Here is an 18,059-nt window from a genome sequence, read left to right on the forward strand (position 1 = left end):
CCGCCGGCGAAATCTCCGCCGTCAGCCGAGCTCATTGAAGCGCACGATGTCCTCGATCGTCTTCTGCAGTTTCAGCTCGTCCGGATCGGACACGATGGCCTGTCCGAAGCGGCCGTAGGGGCCGATCGGCGCATCGGGCGACGAGGGGTAGTCGATTTCGTCAAAGACGAAGTTGCGTTCGAAGTCCTGCCGGGTCAATCCGTCGGAACGACGCAGCAGCATGTATCCATAGAAGCGGTCCGGTGTACCGCTGTCCAGGGTCTGGGTTATCTCTTCGCCCAGCGCGAGGCTGATCTCGGCGTCGAAGAGGTCGACGCCGTACGTCATTTTGTTCACCTGTGGCGACAGCGCCCCCGGGAGCCGGATCGCGCACTCACCGAACGTCAGCCCGGATTCTTCCGTGAACATCTCCACATGGAATACGCAATCGGGCGCGTTGAGACTCTCGAGAACTTGGCGGACGACAGCGTCCGCCTGTCGGAACATGTCCGGATGCTGATTTCTGTCGAGTATGTGCGCGGCCAGGATGCCGCCTTTGACGGCACTGAGCGGTGCGATGTGATTGCGGCTCATGGACGACCATCGAAGGCCGCCGTCCGTCCAGATGCCGTCCATATAGACTTCTGAGGCGTCTATGAAGGATTCGGCGACGATCGCCACGTCCGACTGGCCCGGCAGCGGCTTCAAGGCTCGCGCGTAGTCTTCCGGGGAGCGAATGATCTCGGTGCGGAGAGCGCCGGCCCCGGTGGCGGGCTTGATGACGAACACCTCCCCCAGATCGTTCACGAGATCCGCGAAGGAAGTATCGGCCGTCACGTAGCGGCAGCGTGCCCGCCTGATGTGCGGAGGCAGCCTGCTCTTCTGGAGATACTTGTCCCGAAAATAGAGCGCCGTCTTGGAGTCCGCGTTCCCGGGGAGATTCAGCTGCTGCCGCAGATAGGCCGCACCGAAAACGCCCATCTCGTGAACGCTGAGCACCCCCGCCACCTCGTCAAGAGGCGCGGAAAGCACCGCCCGCAATACTTCCTGGACGTTCTCCATGTCGGTGACGCGTCTGAAGCTCCGGCCCTTCGGCGGCGTCACGGGTGGCTGCACGATATAGAAGGGTTCCAGGCCCCGGCGCCGCACCGCCTGGTCGAGATCGTCCCGGTACCCGATCACTATCAATGTCGGCACTCTTGCATCCCCCGAATTACAGCTAGCCAGAACTGTCGAGAAGCCATTTGCCGTACTGTCGCCCGGGTTGCGATCCAGCCAAGAACCAAGGGCAATCCGTTGGCATCGTGCCACAAAAAATTCAGCCATGTGGACATGCGAAACCATGATCCTTTACGGGCCGATACGTGATTTGGATCACAAGATGGGTTCTTTTTTTGGGCAGCATGGAATCACTCGCCGCCTTTCGGCTCATCGGGCCGCATTCGCCATGCTGTGTGCCGGTGGGCGCGACCCCGGCGACCACGCCGCCGACGCGGTGGTGCGCGCGTGACGCTAGGTGCAGGAGGGGCACAGCCCGCGGTAGGTGACCTCCACCTCGGACACCGTGAAGCCGAAGCGCTCCTCCTGCGGGAGGTCGGCCAGGGGGTTGCCGCTGGGGTGGACGTCACGGATGGTGCCGCAGTTGGAACAGATCAAGTGCTGGTGCGGATGGTGCGCGTTGGGGTCGTAGCGCTTGGCGCGGCCGTCGGTGGAGACCTCCATGACCTCACCGAGGGACACCATCTCGCCCAGCGTGTTGTAGACCGTCGCCCGGGAGATCTCGGGCAGCAGGTGCGCCGCACGCGCGTGCACCTCGTCGGCCGTGAGGTGCACGTGATCGCCGTCGAGGACCTCGGCGACGACACGCCGCTGAGAGGTGACTCGCCAGCCGCGTCCTCGCAGCCGCTCCAGCAGGTCGCTCATATCGTTCACCTATTCAGGCTCGGTGGAGTACGCAGAGCTTACCGGTAGCTGTACGGAATCCGAATGGATATGGATCAGTTGAGCTTCTTGACCTGGACTCCGTCCATCGTAGGATCGGTTCCCCGACCATGACCAAGGGTCGGACAGGTTCGGCGTCGACCTCTGCCCTGCTGTGTTCGACCGCCCGACCATGTTCGACGACACGGCTGTCGATCGACAAGGCCATGGCCATCCACCGGGGCCCCGCCCCGACCGCTCCACCGATCGCTCCACCGCGCAGTTCTCCGAGCATCACGATCCGCCAAGTTCGACCCGTTCGAAAGGATTTCCATGGCTGAGAACCCGGACGCAATCGTCACCGACCCCAAGATCGAGGACGCCGAGGGCTGCCCGGTCGTCCCGCACGGCCGTGCCCGTGCCCCGCACCCCACGCAGGGCGGCGGCAACCGCCAGTGGTGGTCGGAGCGGCTCAACCTGAAGATCCTCGCCAAGAACCCCGCCGTGGCCAACCCCATGGGCGAGGAGTTCGACTACGCCGAGGCGTTCAAGTCCCTCGACCTGCCGGCCGTCAAACGTGACATCGCCGAGGTGCTCACCACGTCGCAGGACTGGTGGCCCGCCGACTTCGGCAACTACGGCCCGCTGATGATCCGCATGGCCTGGCACAGCGCCGGTACGTACCGCATCAGTGACGGCCGCGGCGGCGCCGGATCCGGTCAGCAGCGCTTCGCGCCGCTCAACAGCTGGCCGGACAACGTGAGCCTGGACAAGGCCCGCCGACTGCTGTGGCCGGTCAAGAAGAAGTACGGCAAGAACATCTCCTGGGCCGACCTCCTGATCCTCACCGGTAACGTCGCCCTGGAGACGATGGGCTTCAAGACCTTCGGCTTCGCCGGCGGCCGCGAGGACGTGTGGGAGCCCGAGGAGGACGTGTACTGGGGTCCCGAGACCGAGTGGCTCGGCGACGCGCGCTACACGGGCGACCGCGAGCTGGAGAACCCGCTCGGCGCCGTCCAGATGGGCCTCATCTACGTCAACCCCGAGGGCCCGAACGGCAACCCGGACCCGATCGCCGCGGCCCGGGACATCCGGGAGACGTTCCGCCGCATGGCGATGAACGACGAGGAGACCGTCGCGCTGATCGCCGGCGGCCACACCTTCGGCAAGACCCACGGCGCCGGACCGGCGGACAACGTCGGCGACGACCCCGAGGCCGCGCCGATGGAACAGCAGGGCCTCGGCTGGAAGAGCACGCACGGCACGGGTGTCGGCAAGGACGCCATCACCAGTGGCCTCGAGGTCATCTGGACCACCACGCCGACCCAGTGGAGCAACGGGTTCTTCAAGAACCTCTTCGAGTACGAGTACGAGCTCACCAAGAGCCCGGCCGGCGCCCACCAGTGGGTGGCGAAGAACGCCGAGGAGATCGTCCCCGACGCGTTCGACCCGTCGAAGAAGCACCGCCCGAGGATGCTCACCACGGACCTCTCGCTGAAGCTCGACCCGATCTACGAGCCCATCTCGCGGCGCTTCTACGAGAACCCGGAGGAGTTCGCGGACGCCTTCGCCCGCGCCTGGTACAAGCTGACGCACCGCGACATGGGCCCGGTCGTCCGCTACCTCGGCCCGGAGGTCCCCTCCGAGCAACTGCTGTGGCAGGACCCGCTGCCGGCGCGCGAGGGCGAGCTGATCGACGCCGCGGACATCGCCTCCCTCAAGGAGCAGATTCTCGGCTCGGACCTCACGATCGCGCAGCTCGTCTCCACCGCCTGGGCCGCGGCCTCGTCCTTCCGCGGCAGCGACAAGCGCGGCGGCGCCAACGGCGCCCGCATCCGCCTGGAGCCCCAGCGCGGCTGGGAGGTCAACAACCCGGCCCAGCTCGCCCAGGTGCTGCGGGCGCTCGAGGGCATCCAGGAGTCCTTCAACTCCGCGAGCGACAAGCGGGTCTCGCTGGCCGACCTGATCGTGCTCGCCGGTACGGCGGCGGTCGAGCAGGCGGCCAAGGACGGTGGCGTCGCGGTCGAGGTGCCGTTCACGCCGGGCCGCGTCGACGCCGCGCAGGAGCAGACGGACGTGGAGTCGTTCGCCGCGATCGAGCCGACCGCCGACGGGTTCCGCAACTACGTCGGCAAGGGCAACCGTCTGCCGGCCGAGTACCTGCTGCTCGACAAGGCGAACCTGCTCACCCTGAGCGCGCCGGAGATGACGGTCCTCGTCGGCGGCCTGCGCGTCCTGGGCGCCAACCACGCCCAGTCGAAGCACGGCGTCCTCACCGACAGGCCGGGCACGCTGACCAACGACTTCTTCGTCAACCTGCTCGACCTGGGCACGACGTGGAAGTCGACGTCCGAGGCACAGGACGAGTTCGAGGCCCGTGACGCCTCCGGTGCGGTGAAGTGGACCGGCACCCGGGCCGACCTGGTCTTCGGCTCGAACTCCGAGCTGCGCGCGCTCGCGGAGGTCTACGCGAGCGACGACGCGAAGGAGAAGTTCGTGCGCGACTTCGCCGCGGCGTGGGCCAAGGTCATGCACCTGGACCGGTTCGACCTCGTCTGATCGTGACGTCAGGGCCGGTCGGCGCGCGCCGACCGGCCCCGACCTCCGTTCCTGCCGGTCCTGCGGGCGATGTCCCGTCCGGCGTCAGCTCCAGCCGAACCGGCGGTCCACCACCGCCGAGAACTCCTCCAGCGTGAGGACCGCGTCCCCGTTCTGGTCGGCGGCGTCGAAGAGCGCCGAGGACGCCTCCGCGTCTCCGACGGCCCAGAACGGCAGATCACCGGAGGCGGCCAGGGACGGGCCCTTCGTCCGCAAGGCGGTGATCACCTCTTCGCGGGTCAGCGTCCCGTTGTGGTCGAGATCGAGCGCGTCGAACAGCTTCCGGGCCTTCTCACTCATCCGTCGTCCTCGTCCCTGTCGTAGGCAGGCGGGCCGCCCCGCCGCACTCAAGGACGCAAACGACGTCCGCCCCGTTCCGGTTCCGTCCCGACCTGCTCAGAAGTCGTCCGCCGAGCGCACCCGCTCCCGTATCCAGGCACCGGCCGGCTTGAGCGGGCCCGTGCCCGCCCAGGGGCCGTTCGCATCGCAGGTGCCGGACTTGAAGACGGCCCCGGAGCGGTCGTCGTCGGAGAAGTTCCAGTTCACCCAGCTGATCTTCTTCGAGGCCATCAGGTCCAGGTACTTCTGCGACATGGTGAAGTCGTTCGCGCCCTCGCCCGCGTAGTTCTGGGTGCCGAACTCCGTGACGAACACGGGGAGTTTGCCGGCGGCGCGGGACAGCGTGTTCAGGTACTCGTCGCGGTGCGAGTAGGCGTAGAAGTGGAAGGTGTACATGATGTTCCCGGCCTTCACCGGGTTGTTCACCACCTCGGTCTCGCTCGCGCCCTCCGAGACGCCGAAGGACGACCAGGCGCGGGTGCCGACCAGCACGGGAGCGTCGGCGTCGATGTTCCTGATCACCGGGATGATCTGCTCGGCGTAGGACTTGATGCGGCTCCAGCTCACGCCGCTGGGCTCGTTGGCGATCTCGTACAGGACGTTGTTCTTGCCTTTGTGCCGCTGGGCGATCTCGGTGAAGAAGGTCTTCGCCCGCGCGAGGTTGGCGTGTGGGTCGCCCGGGTCGAGCATGTGCCAGTCGACGATCACGTACATGCCGCGTGCGGTGGCCTTCTCGATCAGGGAGTGGGCCAGATCGGTGAACTTGCGCGGATCGGTCTCGTACCCCCCTTCCTGTACGTACGTGGAGACGCGCAGGACATCGGCCTTCCAGTCGCCGGAGAGGGCGTCGAGCGAGCCGTCGGTCAGACAGTTCGCGTACCACTGGGTGCCGTGGCTGCTCATGCCGCGCAGCTGGATGGCCTTGCCGTTCTTGTTGCACAGCTTGGTGCCGCAGACGGTGAGCTGTCCGTTGGCGGCGACCGGGGAATCAGCGGCGGGGCGCGGGGCGGCGGGGTTCGCGGGGGCGGAGCGCGCGGAGGTGGCGGTGGCGGACGGGGCGGCGGAGACGAGGGCTGCGAGGAGCGCGGTGGCGAGGGCGGCTGCTGCTGGTCTCATGGGGGGCCTCCAGGGCGTTGAAGGTTAGGAACCTTTCCTAACCGATAGATAGCAGCGGCCGGGGTCGATCACAAGGTTCATGACAACCGGTACCTTGCAACCGGATGCCGATCATCCCCAACAGCCCCACATCACACGGGAGTTGACGGAGCATCACGTTCCGATGCACAGTCACCACCGTTTCCTTGCAAGCGCATTGCACCCACTTCACCCACCGCCCACAATGAGCGTTCCGGACCACGCAAGGAGTGTGCGCGTGAGTGATCCGCCCATCGTGTTCCCGGACGTCGAGCGCCTCGTCGTCGACCACCTCAAGAGCCGTCCCGAGCTGGCCGGAGTCATCGTCGACAACCGCACTCCCCCGGGCTTCGACGGCACCCAGAAGGCCGTCCTGGTGTCCCGGGCGGGCGGCGCGTGGGTCGACGACCAGCACCTCGACCACCCCCTGATCGACCTGGAGGTCTACGGCCCCGACAAGCCCGCGGCCCACACGGTGGCCACCGCCGCCCGTACGGCACTGCTGACCGTGCGCGGCACCACGTACGGCAGCGCGTACGTCACCGACGCCGTCGAGGCGGACGGACCGCGCTGGCTGCCCGACTACAACCGGCAGGCCGCGAGCCGCTATCTGTCCACCACCCGGCTCTCGATCCGCCCGGCCTGACGCGCGCCCGCACGCCCGGCCGGCGCGCCTGAAGCAGCTCGAAGGAGCCAAGAGGAGTCAGCATGCCCGGAATGAACCCGAACGAGATCCGCGTCGCCGGCACGGGACGCATCCTCACCGCCCCGCTCGGCACCCAGCCGCCCGCCGACGTCACCGTCAACTGGTCAGCTGCCTGGCGGGACTTGGGCTACACGACCACCGACGGCATCCGCTTCACCAAGAAGGACAAGATCGACCCGGTGGACACCTGGCAGTCGGTCAGCCCGGCCCGCTTCGTGTACTCCGACCGCGACCTCACGGTGAAGTTCGCGCTGCTCCAGCTCAACGAGGACACGCTGCCGTTCTTCTTCGGCGGCGGCGACGTCAAGGAGACCGCCGAGGGCTCCAAGCTCTACTCGTACCAACTGGCCGCCGAGCCCGAGAAGGACGAGCGGATGCTCGGCGTGGAGTTCGCGGACGGCAACATGATCAAGTACCGCTTCACCATCGCCCGCGGCCAGGTCACCGAGACCGAGGAGCTCCAGCTCACCCGCACCGCGTCGGTCAAGCTCGGCGTCACGTTCACGGCGCTCGCGGTGGACAACGACGCGCCACTGGCGAACTGGCTCATGAACGATCCCGCGTTCGCGAAGTAGCAGCAGCCACCGGACCGCACACCGAGGAGCCGCATGCCTGGTACGTCTGGCCCTTTCGACGTCAACGCCGCGCGCGCCCAGCGGCTCGAATCGCTGGGCCTGAAGTGGGAGTTCGAGGTGGACGGCGAGTCGTTCTCGCTGCCCACCGAGATCCCGCGCCGCTCCGCCCAGACGCTCACCTCCCTGGGCGACGACGACCTGGACGGGCTGCTTGCCCTGCTGCTCGGCGAGGAGCAGTACAAGCGGCTCTGCGAACACGACCTCAGCGTTCAGGACGTGGCCGCGATCCTCAACGCCTACGGCGAGGCGACGGGGCTGAGCGTGGGGGAAGGCTGAGCCTCGGCGTGCTCGTGGAGGAGCACGCCGAGGCGCTGGAGGCGGACCTGCTGCGGTACTACGGCGTCGACCTTCTCGACTGGTACCGCGACGAGCTGTCCTCGCGGCGCCTCGCCGTGCTCGTCCGGCAGCTGCCGCGGGACAGCGCGTTCCGGCTCGCGCAGGAGGGCGAGGCGGCGCAGTGGTCGCTGACCGACCATCTGCTGGCCGCCGTGGTCGACCATCTGGCCATCACCAACTGGATGTTCGCCTCCGTCAACCGCGACGAGGACGAGCCGGCCCCGGAGCCGCCCCGGCCGGTGCCGCGGCCGGGCGCGGATCCCGACGGTTCCGCCGACCACCACGACGGGCCGGGCCCGTCCGAGCTGGCCCGCTTCTTCGGCTGACCCACATCCCGGGGAGGGAACGTGTCCGAATCCGACGTACCGAAGTGGCTGGGCAAGTACGAGGACGACTGGGGCAAGACCGCCCTGACCGGTGTCAACGCCGAGGTCAACGGGCTCAAGGCCGAGGTCACGGCGCTGACCGGGTCGGTCAAGGGGCTCGAGGCGTCGGCCACCTGGGCCAAGGCGGAGATCACCGGCGCCTCCGCCGGGCTCAAGCTCTTCAACGCCGAGCGCGCCATCTTCGACGTGGAGCGGATGCGCGAGCAGCGGGAGCAGCGCCAGGAGGAGAACCGACTGGCCGCCGGACGCATGCGGCCCGAAGACCTCAGGCGCTCCATCACCGCGCTGGAACAGGAGGTGAGCCGCCAGATCAACGGCCTCAAGAACCGCACCGCACTGCTGCGCAGATCACTCACCCAGACCACCGTCAGGGCCCGGCAGGACCGGAGAACGGCCGTCGCCGCCAAGTCGACCGCGGAGCGGGCGCTGCGCACCGCCCGGGACGGCGTGCGCAAGGCCGAGGCCGCGCTGCGGCGGCAGCGGACCGCCCCCCGTCCCCCCGGGCGCGGGCCTCAGGCACCCCAGCGGGTGGACCAGCGCAACATCGAACAAGCCGCCCGGGCCATCCGCGACTTGGAGAACCGGGTGCGCGGGCTCGAGCGGTCCCTGGGCTGACGCCGCCCGTCAGGAGCCGTCACACACCGAAAGGAGGCAGCCATGTCACTCGTGCAAGCGCTCAACCGCTCCGCCACCGGCTTCCGCGGCCTGCGGACGAACGCCGGGCAGGCCGACTCCGGCGTCGGCAGGCTGCGGGCGACCGTGCAGCAGGCGGACCGGGCCGTCACCCGGATCAAGGGCGGCCTCGACCGCACGGCCGGCTCCCTCCGCGGGGTCAAGACGCAGGCGGACGCCGCCGCCCGCAGTGTGCGGCAGGCGGACCGGGCCATGGACGGCGCCGGGAAGTCGGCCGGGCGTGGCGGCGGCCTGATGGGGCGGATGAAGACGGGGCTGCAAGGGGTCACCACCGCGCAGCGCGGGCTGAACACGGCCATGAAGGCGAACATCTTCGGGGCCGTCATGGCGCTGCTCCTTCCGCTGATCACCAAGCTCGTCGACATGGCGATGCAGTCCAAGACGGTGCGGCGCATCGTGCAGACGGCGTTCCGGATCATCGGGCAGGTGATCGGTACGACGATGCGGGTGGCCCGGCAGGTCGTGCAGACGACCTGGAACGCCATCAAGGTCGCCTTCCAGGTCGTCCTCAAGGTGATCTGGACCGTCGTCAAGACCTACTTCACCATCTACAAGACCATCATCACGACCGTCATCGGCGCCGTCCTGGCCGTGATCAGACCGGCCCTGAACTTCCTCCGGGAGCGGATCCCGGCCGCGTTCCGCGCCGTGCGCGACGGCCTGCACCGGGCGTGGAACGGCCTCGCGGGGTTCACCAAGGGGGTCTTCAACAGTGTGCTCGGGGCCGTGAAGGGGCCCATCAACGCGGTGATCGGTCTGGTCAACTCCGCGATCCGGGCGCTGAACACGGTGAAGGTGACCATCCCGAAGTGGGTGCCGAAGTTCGGCGGCCAGAGCTTCGGCGTCAACCTGCCGACCATTCCCACCCTGGCGCAGGGCGGCGTGGTGCTGCCGCGCGCCGGCGGGACGCTCGCCCTGCTCGGCGAGGCGGGGCAGGCCGAGGCGGTGCTGCCGCTGAACAGGCTGGAGGCGCTGCTGGCCCGCGGGATGCGGCCGGGGGTGGGGGCGGCCGGCGCCCTGGCCCCGAGGCCGCGGGGCAACAGCGGCCCTGTGGTGATCGAGAACTACTACGAGGCGCGGGGCGGCAGCGCCCGGCAGACCGCCGAGGAGCTGATGTTCCTGATGAAGGCCAGGGGGTGAGGTGAGCGGATGACCAGGGGCATGACGTACGGCCGTGGAGCACCCGGGACCGCGGGCGCGACAGCCGGTGAGCCCGGCGCGCTGATCACCGTGGACGGGCAGGTGCAGTGGGCGGAGCTGCTGATCGGCCCGGGGACCGCGTACTGGGTCGCCGCCGAGGGGCTCACCGGCTGGGAGGAGCTGCCGGGCCTGGAGTCCTCCGACGCCAACCGCCCGGCGGGACACGGCGGCTGGCCCGGCACGCAGTGGGCGCAGCCTCGGGCGGTCACCGCGCAGGTGTGGTTCGCGCCCGACCCGGACGGCGGGCCCGAGGCGGCCCTCGCCGCCCTGCGGGAGCTGCGCGCCGCCACCGCCGTGCGCGACGAGGAGGAGTGGCTCGCGGTACGGCTCTACGGCGAGACGCTGGCCGTCAAGGCGCGCATCGTGCAGCGCGTGGTGCCCACCGACCGGCAGTTCCTCGCGAGCCGCCTCGCCAAGGCGACCCTGCAGTGGAAGGCCATGGACCCGCGGCGCTACGAGAGCTTCACGCGCCGCGTCACGGCCGGGCTGCCGCGCCGCGAGCCGGGGCTGGCGTGGCCGCTGACATGGCCGCTGGACTGGGGCACGCCGGGGGCGAGCGGCGACGTGACGGTGGAGAACGCGGGCAGCGCCCCCGCCCATCCCCTGATCACCTTCACCGGGCCGTGCACCACGCCCCGCCTGGCCAACCAGAGCACCGGCACCTGGCTGGAGTACGACATCCCGCTCTCCCAGGGCGACGTGCTGGAGGTCGACACCGCCGAGGGGACGGTCCTGTTCAACGGGACCGCCTCACGCCGCCACACCGCGACCGTGGGCAGCGTCCCCGAAGAGCTGTTCACCCTCGCCCCCGGCGCGTCCCGGCTGTCCTTCAGGGCCGAGTCCGGCGACGTGGAGCTGGCGTCGGCCACGGTCGCCTGGCGCTCGGCCGAATGGTGAGGCCCGATCTGAGACCTTGGAGTGTTCCATGACGATACGTTCCGCATGGCATCTGCCCACCGGGCAGACCCGGGAGGACACGCGGCTCGCCGTGAGCCTCGGAATGTCCTCCTCCGGGCCCCTGACCGCCCGGGGCGGCTGCGCCGTCGGCGGCCTGCAGCTCACCGGCACGGCGGCCACCAGCATGCAGGCCCGGCTGTCCCCGGGGCGGCTGTGGGTGCCCGGCACCTCCGCCGCGGCCCAGGGCGGCTATCCGGTCACCGTGGACGCCGACACGCAGCTCACGTTCGCCGACGGGCACGCCACGCTGCCGCGCGTCGACGCGCTCGTGGTGCGGGTGTACGACGCGGACTACGACGCGTCGGGCCGCTACGAGGCCGTCCTGGAGATCGTCCAGGGCACGCCCGCGAGCGCGCCGGTGCCGCCCGCGCTGCCCAAGAACGCCGAGCTGCTGTACGAGGTGTCGGTGCCGGCGGGCGCCTCCGCGGCGCGGGGCATCACCTGGGCGGCGGCGGTCGCGGACCGGCGCCGCTACACCGCCGCGCTCGGCGGCATCCTGCCCGCCGCGGGCGGCTTCAACGCGCGGGGCAGCCATGTCGGCGAGTACCGCGACGTCAACGGACGTCTCGAGCGCTGGGACGGCAGCCGGTGGATGCTGTACACCCCCAACGCCATGCTCAAGCACAACGCCGACCGCGGGAAGACCACGTCCACGGCCTACACCGAGACCCTCCTCGAAGTCGGCAGCAACCCCTTCGGCCTCACCTTCGTCGCACCCGCGTCGGGCTGGGTGCACATCGCCATCGGCGCGCAGATGTGGGGCGACGGCGGCAAGGAAGCCTTCATGTCGGTGAACGTGCGTCCCGCGACGGGCGGCACTCCTCTGATCGCCGCCCACGACGACCGCGCCGCGTACCACAACGGCCCCGGCGCCTCCTCGACGTACACCAACTTCCCGCTCGGCCAGCTCACGCCGGGCGTCTCCTACACCGCCATCGCCGCCTTCCGGTCGGGCACCGCCGGCAACGAGGCCCTGTTCGACAACCGTTTCGTACGCGTCGACCCGGTCGTCTGACCCGATGGACAGCCCCTACCGCGCGCTCTTCGCCGACCTGCGCACCAACACCCCCATCGACGTACTGCCCCTGCAAGGTCTGGAGTTCGACGACTACATCGGCAAACCGGGCTCGCTGACCGCCACGCTGCCGGTGCCCAACCGGCGCATGGCCCAGCGGGTCAGGGAGATCGTGGAGGGCCGTACCGCCGTCTATCTGGAACGCGGCGACCAGGTGTGCTGGGGCGGCATCGTGTGGACGCTCACCCCGGCCATGGACGAGCAGGGCCTGGTCACCGTCGCGCTGCAGGCGGCCACCTTCGACTCGTACGCGGGCCGCCGCCACATCCGCCGGACCCTCACGTACACCGACACCGACGACCTCGCCATCGTGCGCGGCCTGTGGGAGCACATGCAGACGGCGGACGGCGGCATCGGCGTCGGCTACGCCCCCGCTCCCCCGGGCACGCGGCGCACCGTCACGTACCAGGACGGCGACGAGACGCTGGTGGAGGAGGCCATCTCTCAACTGGCCGCCATGGAGCCCGGGTTCGAGTATCTCGTGAGCGTGTACCGCGACCCGGCGACCGGACAGCGCGCCAAGCGGCTCCTGTTCGGCGCGCCGCGCATCCGGATCGGTGAGGGCACCACGGTCCTGGACCTGCCGGGCGACATCCTCACGTACTCCTTCCCCCGGGACGCCACGCGCGGCGGCACGACCGCGCGCGCCCGTGGCGGCACCCCCGAGGGTGCGCAGCGTCCGGTCATTTCGGACGAGCACGTCGCGCAGGCCCTCATCGACGCCGGGTTCCCCCGCCTCGACACCACGTCCGACCACAGCAACGTCAACGACAAGGCGGCCCTCGACGCCCTCGCCCGCGCCGAACTCGCCGCGCTCAGCGGGCCGGTCGTGATCCCCGCCATCCGCATCCGCCTCGACGCGGACACCACGCCTTCGCTCCTCGGCACGACCGTGCGCCTGCGGATCCACGACGTGTGGTTCGACCCGGGTCTCGACGCGTCGTACCGCGTGATCGGTGTGAAGGTCACGGCCCCCGAGCGGGGCCGCGCCGAGACCGCGGAACTCTTCCTCGAAGCCCTGGCAGGCCCAGAAGCCCTGGAGGCCGACTGATGCCCAATCTCCCCGAGGACATCGTGGACCGCATCAAGTCCCTGGAACGGCAGGTACGCCAGCTCACGACCTACGTCAACACGCGGGCGGCGGCACACGCGAGTGCGGCGGGGGCGGCAGCCGTGCGGGCCGAGGGGGATGCGGGGAGCGAGAGCGACTCGCAGGGCGACGAGAAGGGAGCGGGCGGCGGGGGTGGCTGACGGCCGACCGGCCGCGATCCCGGTCAACTCCCCAGTTTCGCCTCGATCCAGGCGACGCCGAAGCTGACGACGTCCGCGGCCTCGAACAAGTGGCATTCCGCCGCGCCGACCAAGCCCTTCCTGCCGATTCCGGCAGCGACCATGTCGCGGCCGATGGCTTCGAAGGGCCACTGTCCCTCCGGCACCACGGAGGAGTAGTCGAAGGCGCCGTCCTGCGAGTCGATGTCGTGGAAGCGGCGCCAGACCCGCTGCCCGTCCACGGTGATCGGCTGCTCATAGTCCACGTATCGCTTGCCGGGGGCTTCGGCCAGTGCCTCCGCGTGGTGCAGCAACGTCAGGGAGTCCAGGGGGGCGCCGAGCAGGAGCACCCGGCCGCCGCTGTCGACGAGCCTGGCCAGCGGACTGTCGGGGCCGTGCGGGTCGTCCCAGGGGTGGTCCGCCATCAACGATGCCGCCTGGGCTCCGAGTGCCGCGAAACAGGCGTCGGGGTGGCGGCTGCGGACGGCGCCCGGCCACCGGCGCAGCGCCTCCGGGAGCCGGCCGTAGGCGTGGTCGGCCTCGCTGAGGAGGGGGTCGAACGCGGGGTGTTCCTCGCGGAGGGCGTCCTGCCAGTCCCTCGGCCAGTCGGTGAAGTCGTAGGGCGGGGCGTCGTTCCAGCCGCAGGTCACCATCAGGGTGCCCTGGTCTCCCACGACGTCGAGCAGCGCACCGATCAGCGTCTGGGGGCCGCCGGCCACGTACCCGAGGGCGGACATCTGCGTATGGAACATCACCACGTCACCGTCGGCCACGCCGAGCGCGGCCACATCACCGGCGATGCGGCGACGGGTCACCGGACCGTCGGAACGCTTGAGAAGAGCGAGCTCATCCATGAGGGCGAACGTATCCGGCCGACGCGGGCGACGACATCTGCTTTTGCTGCGTCTCATCCGGTCCTGCTCTACAGGCCGAGCAACTCGCTCCTCAGGAAGTTCCGCACCTCGAGGGCGAGATTGCGGACGCAGGCTACGGCCACGCCGTCCCACGCCACCAGGGAAATACGGCCTGCCCACGCTGCCGTAGAGTACTGCGGACGCCTCACCGCATAAACCGTACGAAACCGGAGCAAGTTCCCGTGCCCGCGTCCCTGAAGTCTCTCCAGCCCGTTCTGGACCGTATCGCCGACGAGGTCCAGGGCCTGCCCGGCCGTGGCCGGCCCGCCGACTACATCCCGGCGCTCGCCTCGGCCGACCCCCGGCGCTTCGGGATGGCCGTCGCCGATCTCGACGGCACGGTGTACGGCGTCGGGGACTGGCAGCAGCCCTTCTCGACCCAGTCCATCACCAAGGTCTTCACCCTCGCCCTCGACCTCTCCCTGGAGGGCGAGCTGCTGTGGGAGCACGTGGGGCGGGAGCCGTCGGGCAACCCGTTCAACTCCCTGGTGCAGTTGGAGTACGAGAACGGCATCCCCCGCAACCCGTTCATCAACGCGGGCGCCCTCGTCGTCACCGACCGCCTGCAGACCCTGACCGGCGACGCCGCGGGCACGCTGCGCGACTTCCTGCGCGCCGAATCCGGCAACCACCGGCTGACGTTCGACGAGGACGTCGCCGACTCCGAGACCGCGCACGGCGACCGCAACGCCGCGCTGGCCCACTTCATGGCGTCGTACGGCAACATCGCCAACCCGGTGCCCGCGCTCCTGGACCAGTACTTCCGCCAGTGCTCGATCGAGGCGTCCTGCGCCGATCTCGCCCTGGCCGCCGGGTTCCTCGCCCGCCACGGCATACGCGCCGACGGCTCCACCCTGCTCACTCGCAGCCAGGCCAAGCAGGTCAACGCGGTCATGCTGACCTGCGGCACCTACGACGCCGCGGGCGACTTCGCCTACCGCGTGGGCCTGCCCGGCAAGAGCGGCGTCGGCGGCGGCATCATCGCGGTCGTACCCGGCCGCTGCACCCTGTGCGTGTGGAGCCCGGGACTCGACCAGCGCGGCAACTCGGTGGCGGGCGTCGCCGCCCTGGACCGCTTCACCACGCTGACCGGGCTCTCCGTGTTCTGACGGCTCAAGAGCTCGACATGCCCGTAAGACCGTGGCTACCGCCGGAGAAGATGTCGCTCACCGACCTATGATGCGATCCCGGCCCTCCACCTGCTTGGAGAAGACGCATGACGGATGCGAGCACCGGCAAAGTGGTCGTGAACAGGGCGATGTCCCTCGACGGGTTCATCGCCGGTCCCGGCCACACAATGGACTGGATCTTCGAGCACATCACGTCGGCGACGTTCCCTGAAGTCATGGCGGCCACGGGCGCCATGCTCATCGGCCGGGGCACGTACGAGGTCGGCAAGCGCATGTCCGACGAGAACACCGACTACGACGGCGGGGCGCAGTTCGTCCTCACCCACCGCCCGCCCGACGAGCCGGACCCCAACGTCACCTTCCTCACCTGCGACATCGAGGAAGCCGTGGCCACGGCACGCCGCGCCGCCGGCGCCAAGAACCTGGAGATCCTCGGCGCCGACGTGGCCGCCCAGTGCCTGCGGCGCGGCCTCGTCGACGAGATCCTGGTGTACGTGCTGCCGGTGCTGCTCGGCGACGGCGTCCGCTTCGCGCCGCCGGGCCTCGACCGGATCGACCTGGAGCCGTTCAGCAACGTCCAGTCGGGCGGGGTCACCATGCTGCGCTTCCACGTACGCAAGTAGGCACGCTCGCAACTACCAGCCTGCTGTCACGGCCCCGTCCCGTGGGGCAAGTTCCCCACTCTCGCTCAGTCCATGACGGCCGTGGCCTCGATCTCGACCAGGTGCTCGGGTACGTCCAGTGCCGCGACGCCCAGCAGCGTGCCCGGTGGTACCGGCGTGACCCCCAGCTTCGTGGCCGCCCGCGTGATGCCCTCCAGCAGCAGGGGCATCTGGTCCGGGGTCCAGTCGACGACGTAGACGGTCAGTTTCGCCACGTCGTGGAAGGAAGCGCCGACGTGGGCCAGGGCCGTGCCGATGTTCAGGTAGCACTGCTCGACCTGAGCGGCGAGGTCGCCTTCGCCGACGGTGACCCCGTCGGCGTCCCAGGCGACCTGCCCGGCGATGAAGACCTGTTTCGTCCCCGTCGCGATCGACACCTGCCGGTAGGCGTCGATCTCCGGCAGTCCACCGGGGTTCACCAGGGTGATGGCCATGCTGCGCGCCTCCTCGTCCCGCGAGCCGGCGGGCTCGCTGCCCCCGGGGCCGAGTGGCCCGGCGGTCTCTTGTGGTTACTCGGGAACCGTAGGAGAGTGGCCGCTGACATGGAAGAACGCACTTTTCGGTGACTGGGGAACCTGATGGTGACCAAGAAGTACGAGGGCCTGCCCGACGAAGCGGATCTGACGCGCGCGGACTCGTTGGCGCGGGAGATCTTCTCGGAGGTCGCCAACAAGTGGGCGCTCCTGATCATCGAGGCCCTGGGGGAACGCACCCTGCGCTTCGGCGAGGTGCGGAACGAGATCGAGGGCATCAGCCACAAGATGCTCACCCAGAACCTGCGCATGCTGGAGCGCAACGGCCTGGTCGACCGGACCGTGCACCCCACGGTGCCGCCGCGGGTCGAGTACGCCCTCACCGTGCCGGGCCGGGCCCTGCGCGAGACGGTCGGCGGCATGTGCGACTGGACCCACCAGTACCTGGGAGACATCGAGGCATCCCGCCACCGCTTCGACGCCTGAAGGGGTGCGCCCCTCAGCCCCGGGACGCGCCCAGAGGCCGCGTGTAGGTGACGGACTCGCGGTCCACCGTGAACCCCGACTGCTCGTAGAAGCCCAGCGCACCGGACGGGTTGACCGTGTCCACGGTCAGCGACACCGTGTCGTACCCGGCCTCGCGTGCCGTGCGCAGCACGTCGGTGAGCAGCGCCGGCGCCGCTCCCCGGCCGCGGAAGCCCCGCCGCGTACCGAGAAAGCCCACATGGCAGTCCCTGCTGCCCGTCGCGGCGGTCTCCGCCGCGCTCTCCTCCGCCAGGAGGTACGCCGCCACCTCGTCGCGCACCACCTCGCCGCCCACCGCCTCGTCGCCCTCCGCCTCGTCGTCGGCCAGCAGCAGCCGCGACATCGCGGGCCGGAACGACGCGGCGCCGGTGACCCAGGTGCGCCAGTCCGTGCTGTCGAACGCGGTGAAGTTCCAGTGGTCGCGGAACGCGTCGTTGTGGGCGAGGCGGGTGGCCTCGTCGTACGCCTCGTCGAAGGGGACGAGACGGGTGCCCTCGGGAGCGGGGCGGGGCTCGGGCCGGTCGCCGTCCAGCGGCTGCTTCATGTCGAACCACCAGCGGCACGCCGTGAAGCCGCACCGCTCGGTCAGCTTCAGCAGGCCCTCGTCCCCGGCCTTCCCGTCGAGCAGCAGCTCGCCCGGCAGGGCGGACAGCTCAGGGTCCGCCGCGTGCAGGGCCTCGGCCCGTGCCTGCATCCAGGTCACGAGCCGGGTCCCGATGCCGCGCCGCCGCCAGTCGGGGAGCACCGCGGCATCGCCCTGGAAACGGGCCGCGTCGACCGCGCCGTGCGGTGTGTAGACCACGGCATGGGCGACCAGGCGCCGGCCGTCCCACAGCCCCAGGCTGTCCTGCTCCGGGTCCAGTTTGGGGTCGGACAGCGCCTCGGCGAGTTCCTCGGCGTCGACGTGGTCGCCGGTCCGGTCGACGCGCTCGACCGCCTGGTGCAGTTCCAGCCAGGCAGGGACGCAGTCCTTGCTCAGGGGCCGGGCCTCCAGGCTCTCCGGTCCCGCCATGTCGCCTCCCTCTGCCGGGTCGTACCAGCTCGATGATCTCGCCCCGAGCGGAGACCCGCCAATCGGCCACCGGCCGCCGACGGGTGGAGAAGGCAGGGATGAGCGGTACGTCACGC

21 protein-coding genes are annotated in these 18,059 nt (G+C 69.9%); 14 read left to right on the plus strand and 7 right to left on the minus strand.

What is annotated here, in order from left to right; translation table 11 throughout:
- Positions 1 to 21 precede the first annotated feature (21 nt).
- On the minus strand, positions 22 to 1,176 hold the full coding sequence (locus STRAU_RS11075; RefSeq protein WP_037658648.1) for an ATP-grasp domain-containing protein: 1,155 nt from the start codon (positions 1,174 to 1,176) through the stop codon (positions 22 to 24).
- A gap of 315 nt (positions 1,177 to 1,491) precedes the next feature.
- Positions 1,492 to 1,902, minus strand: a complete 411-nt coding sequence (locus STRAU_RS11080) for a Fur family transcriptional regulator (RefSeq protein ID WP_016640381.1) — start codon at positions 1,900 to 1,902, stop codon at positions 1,492 to 1,494.
- Positions 1,903 to 2,232: 330 nt separating this feature from the next.
- Between STRAU_RS11080 and katG the strand changes: the two genes are divergently transcribed.
- Positions 2,233 to 4,458: a catalase/peroxidase HPI gene (gene katG, locus STRAU_RS11085; protein WP_016640382.1), complete on the plus strand. Its 2,226-nt coding sequence runs from the start codon at positions 2,233 to 2,235 to the stop codon at positions 4,456 to 4,458.
- Positions 4,459 to 4,542: 84 nt separating this feature from the next.
- On the opposite strand, the gene STRAU_RS11090 is transcribed toward katG, so the two are convergent.
- Complete coding sequence (locus STRAU_RS11090) at positions 4,543 to 4,797, minus strand: EF-hand domain-containing protein (protein WP_016640383.1); 255 nt, start codon at positions 4,795 to 4,797, stop codon at positions 4,543 to 4,545.
- 96 nt (positions 4,798 to 4,893) lie between these two features.
- The gene (locus STRAU_RS11095; RefSeq protein ID WP_016640384.1) at positions 4,894 to 5,952 is read right to left on the minus strand and encodes a glycoside hydrolase family 5 protein; all 1,059 of its coding nucleotides are present in this window, start codon (positions 5,950 to 5,952) and stop codon (positions 4,894 to 4,896) included.
- A 256-nt stretch (positions 5,953 to 6,208) separates the two neighbouring features.
- Here STRAU_RS11095 and STRAU_RS11100 point away from each other — a divergent pair, with 256 nt between their 5' ends.
- The 10 genes from STRAU_RS11100 to STRAU_RS11145 all read left to right on the plus strand — a co-directional run bounded on the left by STRAU_RS11100 (position 6,209) and on the right by STRAU_RS11145 (position 13,209).
- A complete protein-coding gene (locus STRAU_RS11100; protein ID WP_037658650.1) occupies positions 6,209 to 6,616 on the plus strand; it encodes a hypothetical protein in 408 nt (135 codons plus the stop codon).
- 62 nt (positions 6,617 to 6,678) lie between these two features.
- A complete protein-coding gene (locus STRAU_RS11105) occupies positions 6,679 to 7,251 on the plus strand; it encodes a phage tail tube protein (RefSeq protein WP_016640386.1) in 573 nt (190 codons plus the stop codon).
- A gap of 33 nt (positions 7,252 to 7,284) precedes the next feature.
- Positions 7,285 to 7,587 carry a hypothetical protein gene (locus STRAU_RS11110; RefSeq protein WP_016640387.1) on the plus strand — a complete coding sequence of 101 codons (303 nt, stop codon included), beginning with the start codon at positions 7,285 to 7,287 and terminating at the stop codon, positions 7,585 to 7,587.
- A gap of 8 nt (positions 7,588 to 7,595) precedes the next feature.
- Complete coding sequence (locus STRAU_RS11115) at positions 7,596 to 7,973, plus strand: hypothetical protein (protein WP_016640388.1); 378 nt, start codon at positions 7,596 to 7,598, stop codon at positions 7,971 to 7,973.
- 21 nt (positions 7,974 to 7,994) lie between these two features.
- Positions 7,995 to 8,648 (plus strand): hypothetical protein, encoded by a 654-nt coding sequence (locus STRAU_RS11120; protein ID WP_016640389.1) that lies wholly within the window; start codon positions 7,995 to 7,997, stop codon positions 8,646 to 8,648.
- 42 nt (positions 8,649 to 8,690) lie between these two features.
- On the plus strand, positions 8,691 to 9,866 hold the full coding sequence (locus STRAU_RS11125) for a phage tail family protein (protein WP_016640390.1): 1,176 nt from the start codon (positions 8,691 to 8,693) through the stop codon (positions 9,864 to 9,866).
- Positions 9,867 to 9,875: 9 nt separating this feature from the next.
- Positions 9,876 to 10,823, plus strand: a complete 948-nt coding sequence (locus tag STRAU_RS11130) for a phage distal tail protein (protein WP_259299882.1) — start codon at positions 9,876 to 9,878, stop codon at positions 10,821 to 10,823.
- Positions 10,824 to 10,851: 28 nt separating this feature from the next.
- Positions 10,852 to 11,898: a hypothetical protein gene (locus STRAU_RS11135; RefSeq protein ID WP_016640392.1), complete on the plus strand. Its 1,047-nt coding sequence runs from the start codon at positions 10,852 to 10,854 to the stop codon at positions 11,896 to 11,898.
- Positions 11,899 to 11,902: 4 nt separating this feature from the next.
- A complete protein-coding gene (locus tag STRAU_RS11140) occupies positions 11,903 to 13,009 on the plus strand; it encodes a hypothetical protein (RefSeq protein ID WP_016640393.1) in 1,107 nt (368 codons plus the stop codon).
- Positions 13,009 to 13,209 carry a hypothetical protein gene (locus tag STRAU_RS11145; protein ID WP_016640394.1) on the plus strand — a complete coding sequence of 67 codons (201 nt, stop codon included), beginning with the start codon at positions 13,009 to 13,011 and terminating at the stop codon, positions 13,207 to 13,209. The genes STRAU_RS11140 and STRAU_RS11145 overlap by 1 nt, the downstream gene beginning before the upstream one ends.
- A gap of 23 nt (positions 13,210 to 13,232) precedes the next feature.
- Here the strand turns inward: STRAU_RS11145 and aac(3) are convergent, their stop codons facing one another.
- Positions 13,233 to 14,081: an aminoglycoside 3-N-acetyltransferase gene (gene aac(3), locus STRAU_RS11150; protein ID WP_016640395.1), complete on the minus strand. Its 849-nt coding sequence runs from the start codon at positions 14,079 to 14,081 to the stop codon at positions 13,233 to 13,235.
- Positions 14,082 to 14,323: 242 nt separating this feature from the next.
- On the opposite strand from aac(3), the gene STRAU_RS11155 reads away from it, so the two are divergent.
- Together STRAU_RS11155 and STRAU_RS11160 are read left to right on the plus strand one after the other, a co-directional pair.
- On the plus strand, positions 14,324 to 15,250 hold the full coding sequence (locus STRAU_RS11155; protein WP_016640396.1) for a glutaminase: 927 nt from the start codon (positions 14,324 to 14,326) through the stop codon (positions 15,248 to 15,250).
- 107 nt (positions 15,251 to 15,357) lie between these two features.
- On the plus strand, positions 15,358 to 15,894 hold the full coding sequence (locus STRAU_RS11160) for a dihydrofolate reductase family protein (RefSeq protein ID WP_016640397.1): 537 nt from the start codon (positions 15,358 to 15,360) through the stop codon (positions 15,892 to 15,894).
- 65 nt (positions 15,895 to 15,959) lie between these two features.
- Here the strand turns inward: STRAU_RS11160 and STRAU_RS11165 are convergent, their stop codons facing one another.
- On the minus strand, positions 15,960 to 16,367 hold the full coding sequence (locus STRAU_RS11165; protein WP_016640398.1) for a RidA family protein: 408 nt from the start codon (positions 16,365 to 16,367) through the stop codon (positions 15,960 to 15,962).
- Positions 16,368 to 16,511: 144 nt separating this feature from the next.
- Here STRAU_RS11165 and STRAU_RS11170 point away from each other — a divergent pair, with 144 nt between their 5' ends.
- Complete coding sequence (locus tag STRAU_RS11170; RefSeq protein ID WP_016640399.1) at positions 16,512 to 16,892, plus strand: winged helix-turn-helix transcriptional regulator; 381 nt, start codon at positions 16,512 to 16,514, stop codon at positions 16,890 to 16,892.
- 13 nt (positions 16,893 to 16,905) lie between these two features.
- Here STRAU_RS11170 and STRAU_RS11175 read toward each other — a convergent pair whose 3' ends face one another.
- Positions 16,906 to 17,943 carry a GNAT family N-acetyltransferase gene (locus STRAU_RS11175; RefSeq protein WP_016640400.1) on the minus strand — a complete coding sequence of 346 codons (1,038 nt, stop codon included), beginning with the start codon at positions 17,941 to 17,943 and terminating at the stop codon, positions 16,906 to 16,908.
- Positions 17,944 to 18,059: the final 116 nt, after the last annotated feature.

This window comes from Streptomyces aurantiacus JA 4570 (assembly GCF_000414115.1).
GTDB classification, from domain to species: Bacteria; Actinomycetota; Actinomycetes; order Streptomycetales; family Streptomycetaceae; genus Streptomyces; species Streptomyces aurantiacus_A.

Excerpts from the sequence above, each read along its gene's own strand:
- STRAU_RS11080 (WP_016640381.1), bottom strand. The coding sequence starts at position 1,902 with ATGAGCGACCTGCTGGAGCGGCTGCGAGGACGCGGCTGGCGAGTCACC.
- katG (WP_016640382.1), top strand. The coding sequence starts at position 2,233 with ATGGCTGAGAACCCGGACGCAATCGTCACCGACCCCAAGATCGAGGAC.
- STRAU_RS11090 (WP_016640383.1), bottom strand. The coding sequence starts at position 4,797 with ATGAGTGAGAAGGCCCGGAAGCTGTTCGACGCGCTCGATCTCGACCAC.
- STRAU_RS11095 (WP_016640384.1), bottom strand. The coding sequence starts at position 5,952 with ATGAGACCAGCAGCAGCCGCCCTCGCCACCGCGCTCCTCGCAGCCCTC.
- STRAU_RS11105 (WP_016640386.1), top strand. The coding sequence starts at position 6,679 with ATGCCCGGAATGAACCCGAACGAGATCCGCGTCGCCGGCACGGGACGC.
- STRAU_RS11110 (WP_016640387.1), top strand. The coding sequence starts at position 7,285 with ATGCCTGGTACGTCTGGCCCTTTCGACGTCAACGCCGCGCGCGCCCAG.
- STRAU_RS11125 (WP_016640390.1), top strand. The coding sequence starts at position 8,691 with ATGTCACTCGTGCAAGCGCTCAACCGCTCCGCCACCGGCTTCCGCGGC.
- STRAU_RS11130 (WP_259299882.1), top strand. The coding sequence starts at position 9,876 with ATGACCAGGGGCATGACGTACGGCCGTGGAGCACCCGGGACCGCGGGC.
- STRAU_RS11135 (WP_016640392.1), top strand. The coding sequence starts at position 10,852 with ATGACGATACGTTCCGCATGGCATCTGCCCACCGGGCAGACCCGGGAG.
- STRAU_RS11140 (WP_016640393.1), top strand. The coding sequence starts at position 11,903 with ATGGACAGCCCCTACCGCGCGCTCTTCGCCGACCTGCGCACCAACACC.
- STRAU_RS11145 (WP_016640394.1), top strand. The coding sequence starts at position 13,009 with ATGCCCAATCTCCCCGAGGACATCGTGGACCGCATCAAGTCCCTGGAA.
- STRAU_RS11160 (WP_016640397.1), top strand. The coding sequence starts at position 15,358 with ATGACGGATGCGAGCACCGGCAAAGTGGTCGTGAACAGGGCGATGTCC.
- STRAU_RS11165 (WP_016640398.1), bottom strand. The coding sequence starts at position 16,367 with ATGGCCATCACCCTGGTGAACCCCGGTGGACTGCCGGAGATCGACGCC.
- STRAU_RS11170 (WP_016640399.1), top strand. The coding sequence starts at position 16,512 with ATGGTGACCAAGAAGTACGAGGGCCTGCCCGACGAAGCGGATCTGACG.
- STRAU_RS11175 (WP_016640400.1), bottom strand. The coding sequence starts at position 17,943 with ATGGCGGGACCGGAGAGCCTGGAGGCCCGGCCCCTGAGCAAGGACTGC.